Source organism: Rhodococcus sp. NyZ502 (assembly GCF_041464245.1).
Classification (GTDB): Bacteria; Actinomycetota; Actinomycetes; order Mycobacteriales; family Mycobacteriaceae; genus Rhodococcus_F; species Rhodococcus_F qingshengii.
Map to the genome: position 1 here is coordinate 4,614,017 of NZ_CP167155.1, position 14,765 is coordinate 4,628,781.

Below are 14,765 nucleotides of genomic sequence, written 5' to 3' on the forward strand. Positions count from 1 at the left end.
TGGTTACCAGCGTATGTGTCTCGACTTCGCACGCTAACACCGACAGGAGACAATGGGCAGATGCCCTTCACCCTCGCGCCCGGCGCCGACCACGTCGTCGAAACCGAGGTGAAGCACTCACGATTCATCGCCGCGCTTCACCGGGTAGACGACGCCGAAGCCGCCACGGAGTTCGTCGCGGAGCAGAAATCGCTGTATCCCGATGCGCGCCATCATTGTTCGGCTTTCGTGATCGGATACGAGGCGAACTCACGCGTCGAACGTGCACACGACGACGGTGAACCGGGCGGCACTGCCGGGGTGCCGATGCTTCAGGTTCTCAAGTCTCGAGATCTGGTCGATGTGATTGTTGTCGTCACGCGCTATTTCGGCGGAATCAAGCTCGGCGCCGGTGGATTGGTCCGCGCGTATTCGGGAGCGGTCTCGGTGGCTCTCGATTCGGCCGAGCTTGTGGCCAGGGAGAGAAAGGTCCTGCGCACTTTGGCGATCCGGCACTCAGAGGCCGGTCGGGTGGAAGCGGAGCTGAGAGCGCGGGGCGTCTCGGTGCTTGGAACTACGTATGGATCGAAGGCGGTGATGACGCTCGCCGCCGGTGACGCCGACGATCTCGACTCGATCGTCGCATCCATCACATCCGGTGCCGGGCAGTTGGAACCTGCCGGGTCGATGTGGGTCGATACCACTGTGCGTGGTTAAGGAGTCCGGAGACTCCCTAACCACGCACGGGGGCGAAGCCCCTTACAGGGACTGAAGAATCTCGCGAGCGAGAGCAGCGGTAGCGGACGGCGTCTTGCCGACCTTCACGCCTGCAGCTTCGAGAGCTTCCTGCTTTGCCTGAGCAGTTCCCGAGGAACCGGAGACGATGGCACCGGCGTGGCCCATGGTCTTGCCTTCGGGAGCGGTGAAGCCTGCCACGTAGCCGACGACCGGCTTGGTGACGTTGGCCTTGATGTAATCGGCTGCACGCTCTTCCGCGTCGCCACCGATTTCACCGATCATCACGATGACCTTGGTCTCGGGATCCTTCTCGAACGCCTCGATGGCGTCGATGTGGGTGGTTCCGATGACCGGGTCGCCGCCGATGCCGATGGCGGTGGAGAAGCCGAAGTCACGGAGTTCGTACATCATCTGGTAGGTCAGGGTGCCCGACTTGGAGACCAGGCCGATGGGGCCGGTGCCTGCAATGTTGGCGGGCGTGATGCCGACGAGGGCCTCACCCGGGGTGATGATGCCGGGGCAGTTCGGTCCGATGATGCGGGTCTTCTTGCCCTTGGACTCGTTGTACGCCCAAGCGTAAGCGGAGTCCTGAACCGGGATGCCCTCGGTGATGACCACGAGGAGCGGGATCTCCGCGTCGATGGCCTCTACGATGGCGTCCTTCGAGAAGGCCGGGGGAACGAATGCGATGGAGACGTCTGCGCCGGTCTCCTTGATTGCCTCTTCGACCGTCGCGAAGACGGGGAGCTCGACAGGGGAACCGTCAGCTGCAACGTGCGAGACCGCGGTGCCGGCCTTGCGAGCGTTGACGCCGCCGACGACCTGGGTGCCGGCCTTGAGCATCAGAGCGGTGTGCTTGGTGCCCTCGCCGCCGGTGATGCCCTGGACGATGACCTTTGAATCCTTGGTGAGGAAGATTGCCATTGTTCTGTGAGTCCCTTACTTCGCTGCGTGAGCGAGTTCGGCGGCCTTGTCGGCGGCCTCGTCCATGGTTGCGACGACCGTGACCAGCGGGTGGTTGGCCTCGGCGAGGATGCGACGACCCTCTTCGACGTTGTTTCCGTCCAGGCGAACGACGAGCGGCTTGTTGGCCTCGTCACCCAGGGTCTTCAGTGCGCCGACGATGCCGTTGGCAACTGCGTCACACGCGGTGATGCCGCCGAAGACGTTGACGAACACGCTCTTGACCTGTGCATCGTTGAGGATGACATCCAGGCCGGCAGCCATGACTGCAGCGGAAGCTCCGCCGCCGATGTCGAGGAAGTTGGCGGGCTTGACGCCACCGTGGTTCTCGCCGGCGTATGCGACGACGTCCAGCGTGGACATGACCAGGCCTGCGCCGTTGCCGATGATTCCGACCTCACCGTCGAGCTTGACGTAGTTGAGGTCGTTTTCCTTGGCCTTGAGCTCGAGGGGATCGGTAGCGTCGCGATCCTCGAATGCCTCGTGGCCGGGCTGACGGAACGCTGCGTTCTCGTCGAGGGTGACCTTGCCGTCGAGGGCGAGGATCTGATCGTCAGGCGTACGAACGAGGGGGTTGACCTCGACGAGGAGTGCGTCTTCGCCGATGAAGACCTCCCACAGCTTCTGGATCGTCACGGCCGCTGCGTCGAGCACCTCTGCGGGCAGCTTTCCTGCCTCGGCGATGCTGCGCGCGAACGCGAGGTCGACGCCCTTGACTGCGTCGACGGGGATCTTGGCGAGAGCGTCGGGGTTCTCCTCGGCGGTGACCTCGATCTCGACGCCACCCTCTACCGAGCACATGGCCAGGTAGGTGCGGTTGGTGCGGTCGAGCAGGAAGGAGATGTAGTACTCCTCGGCAATGTCACTTGCCTCTGCGACCAGCAGCTTCTTGACGACATGGCCCTTGATGTCCAGGCCCAGGATTGCCTCGGCGTTTGCCACTGCGGCATCCACGTCGGGCGAGTACTTGACGCCACCGGCCTTGCCGCGGCCGCCTACCTTGACCTGTGCCTTCACCATCACGGGCTTACCGATTTCTTCGGCAATCTCGCGTGCGCCGGCGACTGTGTCTGTAACACGTCCAGCCGAAGTCGGCACTCCGTGCTTGGCGAAGAGTTCCTTCGCCTGGTATTCGAAGAGATCCATCTGCTCACCGTCTCGTCTGCGTTGTCACCCGCTCGAGGGGTAGGAGCGGGTCTGTTCTGGACTTTAACCAGTTGCCGCGTTCGGTTTGCGCCCGCATTGATGCTATGTGGCCCAAGTCACGCGCAATTGCCCGATGAGGCACGCCTCACCGATTCGGCAAGGTGGCCACACCGAATTTGTCAAGCATCAGTCTCACTGATTCTTGCGCTCGAGAACGCTGCAACGAGAAGCAACACTATGCCCGTGGCCGCTGTGATCGCACCCACCCCCACGGTTGCGTCCGATATGCGCGATGACGTGAGTGGCCACTCACCCACATACACCAGAGCTGCCACGGCAGATCCGATCAGCAATGCCGCGCCCCGCGACGGCCGCGCGGACGCTGCGATCACAGCGGCGATCACGACGGTGACGCCGACGAGCAGTTGACCCCAGACGTCAATTCCCCACGGCCACTCCAGAACTGAGGCCGCCGTATAGGCGTCGCCCTGATAGAGGGGAAGCGCGGTTCCGATCAGGACAGCGACGGCGCCGATCCCACCGACGAGAAGCACCAGCCCTCGCGAACCGCCACCTACCGACGTGTCGACATCCTCACGCTCGGCGCTTCCCGCCAGCCAGACGAGCAGTCCCGTCGCCGCAGCGAGGAAAGCCGCGCCGCAGAGCACGAAGGCACCGGCCCCCAACCCGACGCCCGGTACGTCCGTGGCGATGACAGCCGACTGCATGACAGCGGCGACTCCCATCACGACCGTGGTCCACAACACCCCGACGGCCGGCCGCACCACCGCGGCGCGGCCCGGGGCGAACAAGCCCAGACCGGCGACCAGCAGTACAGCAGCCGCGAGCAAGACAACTCGAGACGAAAGCATGGACGGTTCGGGGATGTTCTCCGGCAACGACAGGACCGGAAGTGCCACCCCCAGGGCTGCCACTGCTGCGGTGACAACTGCGCCGATACCGGCAACGCGGTGAAGTCTGTTCACCCGCGCTTGCGCCGCCCGGGACTGAGCCACCATCGCCGCTTTCAGCGCACCCTTTGTCGTCTTCGCGGGTGCGCGAACCACACTTTCAGCGGGAATCGCATCTGTTTCACGCCTGGAAGCGAGGTAGGGAGCTGAAACTCCGATCACGGCGATGACCACGGCGGCCAGTGCCCCGACCACCGATCCCGAACCGACGCCGATCCGATCGCCGGCCGCGAACCCAGCCATCACCCTGGTTCCACTGACTGCGAGTGCGCCGAGACCGACACCGATCAGGGCGCCGCAGCCCACCGGTCGCGAGATGGACGTCAATGCCGCCGCGACCGCAACGAGTACCGCGACGCCGACCAATCCCGTACCGACGGCGGTAGCCGCCGCCGAGTCGACGAGCGGTTTGACCAGAAAGATCGGATCCTGCGAACTGAAGGAAGGACCGAACAGGGAGAGCACGAACACCACCGCGGCCAGAATCAGCAGCGCTGTCGGCCACCCACCGATCCGCCCGCCAACCGATCGCCCGTCGAATTCCGCGGCGCGAGCGCTGCCGTATCCGTCCCGCTCCGATTCACGATGGACGACCATGAAGCCGAGGACACCGGACACCACAAGAAGTCCGTGGCCCGCGAGCGCGAGATAAGCGCCCGGACCCGCATCGATCGAACCCGCCGAAATCGGACGGAAAAGGTCCAAGCGGTTTGCATCGATTGCGTCTACGAACAACTGAACGTCGAGGATCGCCGCGCCGAGGGACACCGCGCCGATACCTGCCAGGAGTCCACCTGCGAAGGCGGGCCTGCGCCCCGAGGTGAGCACCGCAACCAGCGGCACGACGATCGTGCAGACGGCAGCGAAGAGAGCGGCGGAAGCAAGAGCCCCCGTCGTGTCGACCCCGCGGCCACTCCCGACTCCGACGACGGGACTGGCTGCCACTCCGACGGCACCGAGCAGTCCGATTACCGCCGCGAGTGGCGCCCCGGACTTCACTCCGGGGTCGTCGAAACGCGCCTGCGACGTAGTTCCAGGTGTTGTGGACACTCGATCGACGGTAGTGCCTGAATGGACCGGTGATCCGGTTGTGACACGCGTGATCACGAAACGAGATGATTCGTCCGTTTTGCCCGGATCGACATATTCCCAGGTCAAGCTGTGAGGCACGTCACATAATCGGACAGGTTTCCGCTACGGCTTGCGCCCATCGCAATCATTTCGTTACCGTCAGTCGGTCTAAGTCACGGGCTGATCACGAACTCGAGGAGAGAACCGGCATATGCATCACCGCAGCCAGTTCACCGCTAGTAGGTTCTCGAACTCAGCTCCAGACGAGGTCACGACCACTTATCCAACGCACTCGGCCAGGCGTTACACCGAGACCAAAAGTTCTGAGATCTCTACCGATATGTTCACTCGAAATTCATCCTCCACGTCGTCAGATTCCGACTCTCACGAGTTCGTCGAGTCCGACGTGATCAGCACCCCCACTTACGCCTCCTCCGCACCGACAGTCGATGTCGAATCTCCGGTTCGCCGCAGCGGTGCTCACCGACTCCCCACCCCTCCCTCCGCTCTCAAGGGCCGCGCCGCCGTTCTGGCAGTTGCAGCCGGCGCGGTTGTCGCCGCGGGCCAGGCAGTTGTCAACGACGGTTCCTCTTCTGCCGCCGACCACTCGGAAGTTGCACTCGCCAACGAGTCCTCCGCGATCGGTACCACCGCAGAACCGCAGGCCGCTCAGTTCGCTCCGGCCACCTCCACGGCAGCCACCACCGAGGCCGACGCTCCGCAGGTCCTCAACGTCGCAGCGCCGACCGACCTCTCCCAGTTCAGCAACCTGCTTGCCAAGGGCCAGCGTTTCAGTGACGAGCGCGCAGCACGCGAAGCCGCTGCCCGTCGCCCGCTGTTCGCCCTGCCGGCAGTGGGCACGTTCACGTCCAACTTCGGCACCCGCTGGGGCACCCTGCACGCCGGCGTCGACATCGCCGCCCCGATCGGGACGCCCATCGTCGCCGTCGCCGACGGCAAGGTCATCGATTCAGGTCCGGCTTCCGGGTTCGGCATGTGGGTACGCCTACAGCACGCAGACGGAACGATCACCGTCTACGGCCACATCGACACGTCCACCGTCACGGTTGGTCAGCAGGTCATGGCCGGCGACCAGATCGCCACTGTCGGCAACCGCGGCTTCTCCACCGGCCCGCACCTTCACTTCGAGGTTCATCTCGCCGGCGAGAACAAGATCGATCCCCTCCCCTGGCTCGCCTCACGCGGCATCAGCCTCGGCGTCGAGCAGGACTGATCGCAAGCCCAACGCTTCTGATGAAAAACTTCCGGCCCGCACCTTTCCAGGTACGGGCCGGAAGTTTTTGCCTGTCTTCTACAGCTTGACCATCGGCACACCGCCGATGAGCATCAACCGCACCTTGCCCGCGCTACCGAAGTCGATGGTCACCGTCGCGGTGGGGCCAGTGCCCTTGGTTTCCAACACGGTGCCCAGACCGTACTTGTCGTGACTGACGCGGTCACCCGTGGCGAGGACCAGAACGTTGTTGCGGCCACGCGCGGCCCCGAAACTGGGAGTCGACGCGGCCTTGCCGGACCCTCCCCCGTAGTTCTGCCCGCCGCCGTATCCCTGGCCGCCCTGGCTGCCGTAGCGGCTTCCGCTGCCGTAACCCGGCCTGCCGCTTCCGAATCCGCCACCGGTGCCCGGATCCTCACGGCGCCAGTTGATCAGGTCCTCCGGGATCTCCTGGATGAACCGCGACGCCGGGTTCTGGATCGGTTGCCCCCACGCCGAACGCATGATCGCGCGCGTCAGGTACAGGCGCTGCCTGGCACGGGTGATGCCGACGTAAGCAAGTCGACGCTCTTCGGACAGCTCCGCCGGATCGCCGAGGGCGCGCATGTGCGGGAACTGCCCGTCCTCCCAACCGGTGACGAAGACGACCGGGAACTCGAGGCCCTTGGCGGTGTGAAGCGTCATCATGGTCACGACGCCGTCGTCGGAGTCCGGCAGTTGATCGGCGTCGGCGACAAGCGATACCCGTTCGAGGAAGGCGGCAAGCGAACCCGGATCGGGTTCACCTTCACGCATTGCTGCGGTTTCCTCGTCGTCCGGATCGATCAGCCCGGCCGCGTTTCGCGCGTCGGAACTGAATTCCCTTGCCACGCTGACGAGTTCGTTCAAGTTGTCGAGTCGCGCGCCATCCTGCGGATCGCTGCTCGCCGCAAGCTCGGCGCGGTAGCCGGTGCGCTCGAGCACCGCCTCGGCAACCTCACCGATGTCACCGAGCTCGAACGGTTCGTCCTCGTCGGCGGCCGCTGTCGGTAGCAGGGCCCGCAGCCCGTCCATCATCTCGAGGAACGACGCGATGGCCTTCTGTGACCGCGTATTGAGCAGCGCCACTTTGCCTTCCGCGCCGTCACGGAGAGCGGCGGCGAAGCTGATGTTGCGATGCTCGGAGTGCACGGCGACGCAGGCTTCGGCTCGATCACCGATACCGCGTCGGGGCGTGTTGAGAATGCGTCGCAGGCTCACGGTGTCGTCCTCGTTGGCGAGGACGCGCAGATACGCGACGATGTCCCGAACTTCCTTGCGCTCGTAGAAGCGAACGCCGCCGACCACCTTGTACGGCACTCCGAGTCGAATGAAGATCTCCTCGAGCGCGCGCGAGGAGTTGTTGGTCCGGTAGAACACCGCGATGTCGGCGAACTTGGTCTCGCCCTGGTCCACCAGCCGATCGATCTCCGAGGCGACAAACGATGCTTCGTCGTGCTCGTTGTCTGCAACGTAGCCGACGATCAGTTCGCCTTCACCCGAATCGGTCCACAGACGCTTTTCTCGTCGGCCGGTGTTCTTGGAAATCACGGAGTTGGCCGCAGACAGAATGTTCTGCGTCGAACGGTAGTTCTGTTCGAGAAGGATGGTCCGAGCATCCGGGTAGTCGCGTTCGAACTCTTCGATGTTGCGGATAGTGGCTCCGCGGAACGCGTAGATCGACTGATCGGCGTCACCGACGACGCACAGTTCGGCCGGGGCAACGGCGTGGTCGGACTCGCCGGCTCCACCGACCAGTTCACGCACAAGCATGTATTGCGCGTGGTTGGTGTCCTGGTACTCGTCGACGAGCACGTGACGGAAGCGGCGGCGGTAGTACTCGGCGATCTGTGGAAACGCCTGAAGAAGCGCGACGGTCTCACCGATGAGATCGTCGAAGTCGAGTGCGTTCGCCGCACGCAGCCGCTCTTGGTAGTGGCCGTAGACCTTGGCGATCAGTCGCGGAAGTTCGGCCGGATCCTGATCGGCTGCGACAACCGCCTCTTCCGGTCCGACGAGTTCGTTCTTCAGGTTGGAGATGTGAGTGGCGAGAAGGCGCGCGGAGAATCGTTTGGTGTCGAGCTCGAGGTCCTTCGAGATCATCGTCAGCAGTCGACGCGAATCGTCGGAATCGTAGATCGAGAAATTCGAGTTCAAACCGGGCAGGAGCGCCGCCTGTGCTCGCAGGATCCGCACGCAACTGGAGTGGAACGTCGATACCCACATGGCGTTGGCACGCGGTCCGACAAGAGCTGCCACACGCTCGCGCATCTCGGCCGCAGCCTTGTTGGTGAACGTGATGGCCAGGATCTGACCGGGGGTGACACCCCGTTCGGCCAACAGATAGGCGATGCGACGCGTCAGCACTGCAGTCTTGCCCGAGCCGGCGCCCGCGACTATCAGCAACGGCGAACCGGCATGGACCACGGCCTCGCGCTGTTGCGGGTTGAGACCCTCGAGGAGGGCGTCCGAACCCGCGTCGTGTCCCCGCGCGCCGCCCCCGTCGTGCTGGGAATGTCCGTCGTGCTCACCGAGTGCTGGGTACGTGTTCATCGCCTGTCCACGCTACCGGCGTCCACCGACACGGTCGTCAGTGCGTCCACCTGCTGGTAGAGGCACTTGGATTACCTGTGTCGAGCATGGCAAACTGGACGCTATGTTCAGCATTTCCGTTCGCGACAACACGGCCGACCCCGTCGGCCCGCTGTGGCGTTACTTTACGTGCCCCGGACCTCGGTGCACGTGATCTGAACAGCTCACCCGCCCCTGGTCCGAATCGGATCCGGGGCATTTTCGTCAGTGTGCCTGGATCGGTAACGACCCGAGCCGAGACCACGATCCACGCAGTAGGAAGAGGAGACGAATAGCAATGAGCACCCAGGCTGCAGCCCCCCATGGAAATACTGTAAATACTGCTCCGACAGACGTCGAGATCCCCCAGAGTGAGGCGGAGATCGACGAACTACGGAAAGAAATCGACCGTCTCGACGCCGAGATCCTCGCGGCCATCAAACGTCGCTCCGAGGTCTCCCAGATCATCGGCCGTACCCGGATGGCATCGGGTGGTCCGCGTCTGGTGCACAGCCGCGAGATGAAGGTCCTCGAACGATTCAACGAGCTGGGCCAGGAAGGCCACACCCTCGCGATGCTGCTCCTGCGCCTGGGCCGCGGACGCCTGGGCCACTAGCGCACGACCTGTTCACTTGCGAACGGCCACATCGGATGCCTCTGGCAGTCCCGATGTGGCCGTTCGCGTGTGTATCAGCTCTCGAGCGCGATGTACTTCGTGTTCAGGTATTCCTCGATCCCCTCGGTCCCGCCCTCGCGGCCGAATCCGGATTCCTTCACGCCACCGAACGGCGCTGCCGCGTCCGAGATCACTCCGCGGTTGACGCCGATCATTCCTGATTCCAGTGCATCGGAAACCCGAAGCGCACGGTCGAGATCCCTTGTGAAGATGTACGCGGCCAGTCCGAACTCGGTGTCGTTGGCGGCTGCGATTCCCTCGGCTTCGGTGTCGAAGCCGGTGATCGCGGCGACGGGTCCGAACACCTCTTCTTTCAGAATCCGCGCGCTGGCCGGAACGTCTGCCAACACCGTGGCTGGATAGAAGTACCCTTCACCACCCGGCGCTTCGCCGCCCAGTCGCACCTTCGCCCCGGCATCCACCGCATCTGCAACCAACTCCGCGACCGTGTCGAGTTGGTTCTGGTTGATCAGCGGGCCGAGCTTCGTCTCCGGGTCGGTACCGGGTCCCATCGTGAAAGTCGCCATCTTCTCGGTCAGCTTGGTCGTGAACTCTTCACGCACGGCGTTGGCGACGTGGAACCGGTTGGCGGCGGTGCATGCTTCGCCTCCGTTGCGAAGCTTCGCCAGTACCGCGCCCTCGACTGCCTTGTCGACGTCCGCGTCGTCGAACACCACGAAGGGTGCGTTGCCACCCAATTCCATCGACGTGCGGAGCAATCGCTTCGCGGACTTCTCCACCAGCATCTTGCCGACGCCGGTGGACCCGGTGAAGGTGAGCTTGCGCAGTCGAGGGTCGTCGATGAGAGGGCCGGTCACTTCACCGGATTTCGATGTCGGCAACACCGAGAGGACTCCGTCGGGCAACCCGGCTTCGGCCATGAGCTGAGCAAGCAACAACATCGTCAACGGGGTCTCCGAGGCGGGCTTGACGATGATCGTGCAGCCGGCGGCCAACGCCGGGCCGATCTTGCGGGTACCCATCGCCAACGGGAAATTCCAGGGAGTGATGGCCAGACACGGTCCGACCGGCGCCTTGGTGACAAGGATCCGGCCGTTGCCCGCCGGCGCCGGCGTGTAGCGCCCGCCGATGCGAACGGCCTCCTCGCTGAACCACCGGAAGAACTCCGCCCCGTACTTCACCTCGGCGCGACTTTCGGCGAGTGCCTTGCCCATTTCGAGGGTCATCAGCAGCGCCACGTCCTCGGCTCGCTCGGTGATCTTCTCGAAAACGGCTCGCAGGATTTCACCACGCTCGCGCGCAGGTGTGCTCGCCCACTTCGACGAGACGGCGACGGCTTCGTCGAGAGCGCGCAGCGCGTCCGCGGGGCTCGCATCGGCGACATCGGTCAACGATTTCCCGGTCGCCGGATCCGCCACCGGGAAGGTCGCGTTGTTCTCCGCGGGCACGAACCGACCGCCGACGAACAACTGGGTGGGAACTGATCGAATGAATTCGAATGTGTCCATGGGTTCCATGATGCTCGTCGGAGCCGCGTCCGTCTGCCCGCGAGCGAGACTCACGCGGAAGTTTCCAGCTTGTGCCACTAAAGTCGATGATCGTGAGCACTGACATCACCGGAACCTCAGCCTGGCAGAAACTGCGCGCTCATTACGCCGACATCGAAGGCGTTCACCTGCGAGAACTCTTCCAGGACGATCCAGCCCGCGGGCGAGAGCTGACGATCGACGCCGGTGATCTTCACATCGACTACAGCAAGCATCGCGTCAGCCGCGAGACTCTCGCGCTGCTCGTCGACCTGGCCCGCGAGGCCGGCGTCGAGGCACGACGCGACGCGATGTTCGCGGGCGATCACATCAACACTTCCGAAGACCGCGCCGTACTACACACAGCGCTGCGTCTGCCCAAGGATTCTGCGCTGACCGTCGACGGTCAAGACGTCGTCGCCGACGTTCACGAAGTTCTGGACGCGATGGGCGCTTTTGCCGATCGTGTGCGCAGCGGCGAGTGGACCGGAGCTACCGGCAAGCGCATCCGCACCATCGTCAACATCGGCATCGGCGGTTCCGACCTCGGGCCGGTGATGGTCTACCGCGCATTACGGCATTACGCCGACGCCGGAATCAGCGTCCGGTTCGTCTCCAACATCGACCCTGTCGATCTGGTCGGACAGCTCGACGACCTCGATCCGGAGACGACGCTCTTCATCGTCGCATCCAAGACGTTCTCCACCCTCGAGACCCTCACCAACGCGACAGCGGCAAAGCGTTGGCTGTTCGCCGGTCTGGGCAGCGAAGACGTCTCGGCCGTAGCCAAGCATTTCGTCGCAGTCTCCACCCACGGTGACCGCGTGGCGGAGTTCGGCATCGACACCGCGAACATGTTCGGGTTCTGGGATTGGGTCGGCGGGCGCTACTCCGTCGACTCGGCGATCGGCTTGTCGGTCATGTGTGCCGTCGGACCCGTTCGCTTTGCGGAGTTCCTCGACGGTTTCCACCAGATCGACACGCACTTCCGAAACCAACCGCTCGAGCAGAACGCGCCGGTCCTCCTCGGCCTCATCGGGCTCTGGTACTCCAACTTCTTCGGCGCACAGTCCCGCGCAGTTCTGCCCTACTCCAACGACTTGCTGCGCTTTCCCGCCTACCTGCAGCAGCTGACCATGGAGTCCAACGGCAAATCGGTTCGCGCCGACGGCTCACCGGTGACCACGTCCACCGGTGAGATCTTCTGGGGCGAGCCCGGAACCAACGGCCAACACGCCTTCTACCAACTCCTGCATCAGGGCACCTGGCTGGTGCCTGCCGATTTCATCGGGTTCGCGGAATCCACCGACGATCTGCCTACTGCGGACGGCACGGGATCAATGCACGATCTGCTCATGAGTAACTTCTTCGCTCAGACAAAGGTTCTCGCGTTCGGGAAGACTGCCGAAGAAATCGCGTCAGAGGGCACTGCTCCGGAGCTGGTGCCACACAAGGTGATGCCAGGCAACCGACCGTCGAGCACTATCTTGGCGAAGGAGCTGACCCCCTCGGTCGTCGGTCAGCTGATCGCACTTTACGAGCACCAGGTATTTGTCGAAGGTGCTGTCTGGGGTGTCAATCCGTTCGATCAGTGGGGCGTCGAACTCGGCAAGACACAAGCCATGGAACTGGGGCCTGCGCTCTCTTCCGAAGCAGCACCCGGCGACCTCGGCGACACATCCACAGATGCTCTGGTGCAGTGGTACCGCAGAGAGCGCGGACGGGCCTGACTCACGCGGCCGCCGGGCCGAACCAACTTTCCGTTGTGTACACGCGTCCGGATCGGTCGACGAGCCGAGCCCGAAGCTCTTGCTGTTCAACCCATTTGATGGCGCTTATCCCCCGGATCAACGCAGCTTCGCTCGCGGCGTACGCCCACACCGCGTCGTCAGCAATCACCGAGACCTGTGCCCATTCCGTGGAGGGCCGCTCCTGGTTCGGCTCCCAGGAGGGCAGCTCCAGCGCCCGCGCCGTCGCCATCGCGGTTCCGTTGATCAGTTCGACTTCTTCGCTGTCCGGCACCGGAATCTGCCAGCCACCAGCCGGTGCATGGCCGGCCGTGGCGATCACGTCGCCGATCCGCACAGCAACGCCGCATTGTAATTCGGCGGCGACGATCTGCGCGGCGCGATCGACGGTGTCGGCCTTGGCAACTCCGGTGATGTCGAACGACGCACCCCAGGGCGCGTACACCACGTCTCCGTCGAGCTGTACGTCCTCGAACGTCGGGGTCGGGTGCACCGGAGGGATGGATTCGTCCTCGGAGTAGTTGTCGGCAAGCGGATTGACTGCACCGCCGGTCATACGGGCAGCCCACAGCGCCGACCGCAGCAGAGCCGACATACGTCGTGTCACTTTGACCGGAGTTCCCTGAGCGAGGTTGACGGCGTGAATCTCGGCGTCTCCCCGGCGAAGGTCGCAGACCGCTTCGGTTTCGTCGATGGCAGCTGCGATCAACGCGTGCGCAGTAGGCAGCGCAGCGCCCTCGGTGACGTCCACCTCCACGGCGGAATCCCACATCGCCCACTTCTCGACACTGACCATGTCAGTCCTGCCCTTCGAACACACTGTGTTGTAACCAGTATGCGCCGGTCAGCAACCCCCGTGCCATAAAGCGCTTCCGAGGCCGAGGCACACATGCCGCAGGTTGAGCAGCGCACGGCGGGGACTGGATGGTAGATCTGTGCGACAGAATTGCCGCCTGGACTGTCGCCCTCCGTGTGCAAGACGTGTAATCCTCCACATGGTTCTGACATGCACCTGACTGCGACGACGTCGACTACTACTGGCGCAGCGGGCAATTCCGATCCGAAAGACGCAGAGTCGACGCTCGACATGTCCGGCCGACCGGCTGCGCTTCGAGCCCGGTCCGCCGCAGCAACAAGCCCGGGCGGCGCTGATGTCACCGCATGAACCTTATGTCACCGCATGAAAAATGGGGACCGACGAGAAGCACTGTGTTCCAACGTCGATGACATACCAATCGGCCGCTTTCAATGCGCGTCACTTTCGCAGGTGGACACACCTGAGCGCTCACTCTCGAGTGCAGCAAAATACGGGCCCACCACTGCGCGCGAGCGTCGAGCAGAGCACCGAGAAGAAGTCCCGAACACGCGGCGCGCCAACCGCCGGCACGACGACGCCCGGTGCCCGGCGGCAGCGCTTCGCACGTTACAGACCGAGCAGGAATGCATCGACACAAAATGGATAGGACCGGCTGAAAGAACCTGCAGCACAATGGCGTAACCACCACCGTTCGGCTTATACGCTACCGCCGTACACCTTGGCAAAACGAACGGTCAGTACGCGGCGAAAATCACATACTTTACAAAGTCTTTGGAATTTCTCTGCGCCAAATATCCGCAGGTGAAAGGACTTTCGACCAGAGTCCAGAATAACCGTGTCGTCTACTATGTGAAAACTGCGAAGTAGCTGTGACGCTGGGTCACGCTCGAGGGAGGAATTGTGACCGATTCATTCAAGGACCGTTTGAACGCCTTGTACCCGGCCACAGCACCGAGACTCACCAACGCACAAGTTGTGGAAGCCCTTTCGCAACGTGGATGCAAGATTTCGACACCGTACCTCTCGCAACTCCGGAGCGGTGTGCGCACGAATCCATCGGAGCAAGTCGTTTTGGCATTGGCCGATTACTTCGGCGTGGCAGCAGAGTACTTCTTCGGCCCGACACCTCGCCAAGATCCCGAACTGATTCCGGAAGAAGACCGTTCGGTTGTCGAGGAGTTCCACGACAGCGAATTACGTTCTCTGGCCATAAAAGCGGTCGATCTCTCCCCTGAATCGCAGGACTTGCTCTCATCGATTGCGGAGAAACTTCGCTCGTCCGAAGGACTCCCGGCCGTCCCTCCGGATTGCAGCACCTACACCCCACCGTTCACTCGCGACTAGTC

12 protein-coding genes are annotated in these 14,765 nt (G+C 63.4%); 6 read left to right on the forward strand and 6 right to left on the reverse strand.

Features of this window, described 5'->3' with window-relative positions; genetic code table 11:
* Positions 1–60 precede the first annotated feature (60 nt).
* The gene (locus ACBG85_RS21115; RefSeq protein ID WP_003946418.1) at positions 61–696 is read left to right on the forward strand and encodes a YigZ family protein; all 636 of its coding nucleotides are present in this window, start codon (positions 61–63) and stop codon (positions 694–696) included.
* 42 nt (positions 697–738) lie between these two features.
* Here ACBG85_RS21115 and sucD read toward each other — a convergent pair whose 3' ends face one another.
* From sucD to ACBG85_RS21130, 3 genes are all read right to left on the reverse strand, one after another.
* Complete coding sequence (gene sucD, locus ACBG85_RS21120) at positions 739–1,641, reverse strand: succinate--CoA ligase subunit alpha (protein WP_372024687.1); 903 nt, start codon at positions 1,639–1,641, stop codon at positions 739–741.
* 15 nt (positions 1,642–1,656) lie between these two features.
* A complete protein-coding gene (gene sucC / locus ACBG85_RS21125; RefSeq protein ID WP_003946426.1) occupies positions 1,657–2,826 on the reverse strand; it encodes an ADP-forming succinate--CoA ligase subunit beta in 1,170 nt (389 codons plus the stop codon).
* Between the two features lie 179 nt (positions 2,827–3,005).
* A complete protein-coding gene (locus ACBG85_RS21130; protein ID WP_283551570.1) occupies positions 3,006–4,847 on the reverse strand; it encodes a hypothetical protein in 1,842 nt (613 codons plus the stop codon).
* A 232-nt stretch (positions 4,848–5,079) separates the two neighbouring features.
* Between ACBG85_RS21130 and ACBG85_RS21135 the strand changes: the two genes are divergently transcribed.
* Positions 5,080–6,102: a M23 family metallopeptidase gene (locus ACBG85_RS21135; RefSeq protein WP_372024691.1), complete on the forward strand. Its 1,023-nt coding sequence runs from the start codon at positions 5,080–5,082 to the stop codon at positions 6,100–6,102.
* Positions 6,103–6,180: 78 nt separating this feature from the next.
* Here ACBG85_RS21135 and pcrA read toward each other — a convergent pair whose 3' ends face one another.
* Positions 6,181–8,673 (reverse strand): DNA helicase PcrA, encoded by a 2,493-nt coding sequence (gene pcrA / locus ACBG85_RS21140; protein WP_372024694.1) that lies wholly within the window; start codon positions 8,671–8,673, stop codon positions 6,181–6,183.
* 316 nt (positions 8,674–8,989) lie between these two features.
* On the opposite strand from pcrA, the gene ACBG85_RS21145 reads away from it, so the two are divergent.
* The gene (locus ACBG85_RS21145; RefSeq protein ID WP_007727611.1) at positions 8,990–9,307 is read left to right on the forward strand and encodes a chorismate mutase; all 318 of its coding nucleotides are present in this window, start codon (positions 8,990–8,992) and stop codon (positions 9,305–9,307) included.
* 74 nt (positions 9,308–9,381) lie between these two features.
* On the opposite strand, the gene ACBG85_RS21150 is transcribed toward ACBG85_RS21145, so the two are convergent.
* The gene (locus tag ACBG85_RS21150; protein WP_007727613.1) at positions 9,382–10,836 is read right to left on the reverse strand and encodes an NAD-dependent succinate-semialdehyde dehydrogenase; all 1,455 of its coding nucleotides are present in this window, start codon (positions 10,834–10,836) and stop codon (positions 9,382–9,384) included.
* Between the two features lie 92 nt (positions 10,837–10,928).
* Here ACBG85_RS21150 and pgi point away from each other — a divergent pair, with 92 nt between their 5' ends.
* A complete protein-coding gene (gene pgi, locus ACBG85_RS21155) occupies positions 10,929–12,584 on the forward strand; it encodes a glucose-6-phosphate isomerase (RefSeq protein WP_007727615.1) in 1,656 nt (551 codons plus the stop codon).
* A 1-nt stretch (position 12,585) separates the two neighbouring features.
* Here pgi and ACBG85_RS21160 read toward each other — a convergent pair whose 3' ends face one another.
* The gene (locus ACBG85_RS21160) at positions 12,586–13,398 is read right to left on the reverse strand and encodes an FAD:protein FMN transferase (RefSeq protein WP_007727618.1); all 813 of its coding nucleotides are present in this window, start codon (positions 13,396–13,398) and stop codon (positions 12,586–12,588) included.
* Between the two features lie 210 nt (positions 13,399–13,608).
* Here ACBG85_RS21160 and ACBG85_RS21165 point away from each other — a divergent pair, with 210 nt between their 5' ends.
* Positions 13,609–13,767 (forward strand): hypothetical protein, encoded by a 159-nt coding sequence (locus tag ACBG85_RS21165; RefSeq protein WP_372024699.1) that lies wholly within the window; start codon positions 13,609–13,611, stop codon positions 13,765–13,767.
* A gap of 552 nt (positions 13,768–14,319) precedes the next feature.
* A complete protein-coding gene (locus ACBG85_RS21170; protein WP_003946341.1) occupies positions 14,320–14,763 on the forward strand; it encodes a helix-turn-helix domain-containing protein in 444 nt (147 codons plus the stop codon).
* Positions 14,764–14,765 lie beyond the last annotated feature (2 nt).

What these genes read in the sequence shown, in the direction of transcription:
- ACBG85_RS21160 (WP_007727618.1), bottom strand. Translation starts at nt 13,398, where the DNA reads ATGGTCAGTGTCGAGAAGTGGGCGATGTGGGATTCCGCCGTGGAGGTG.
- ACBG85_RS21150 (WP_007727613.1), bottom strand. Translation starts at nt 10,836, where the DNA reads ATGGACACATTCGAATTCATTCGATCAGTTCCCACCCAGTTGTTCGTC.
- ACBG85_RS21135 (WP_372024691.1), top strand. Translation starts at nt 5,080, where the DNA reads ATGCATCACCGCAGCCAGTTCACCGCTAGTAGGTTCTCGAACTCAGCT.
- sucD (WP_372024687.1), bottom strand. Translation starts at nt 1,641, where the DNA reads ATGGCAATCTTCCTCACCAAGGATTCAAAGGTCATCGTCCAGGGCATC.
- ACBG85_RS21115 (WP_003946418.1), top strand. Translation starts at nt 61, where the DNA reads ATGCCCTTCACCCTCGCGCCCGGCGCCGACCACGTCGTCGAAACCGAG.
- ACBG85_RS21165 (WP_372024699.1), top strand. Translation starts at nt 13,609, where the DNA reads ATGCACCTGACTGCGACGACGTCGACTACTACTGGCGCAGCGGGCAAT.
- sucC (WP_003946426.1), bottom strand. Translation starts at nt 2,826, where the DNA reads ATGGATCTCTTCGAATACCAGGCGAAGGAACTCTTCGCCAAGCACGGA.
- pcrA (WP_372024694.1), bottom strand. Translation starts at nt 8,673, where the DNA reads ATGAACACGTACCCAGCACTCGGTGAGCACGACGGACATTCCCAGCAC.
- ACBG85_RS21145 (WP_007727611.1), top strand. Translation starts at nt 8,990, where the DNA reads ATGAGCACCCAGGCTGCAGCCCCCCATGGAAATACTGTAAATACTGCT.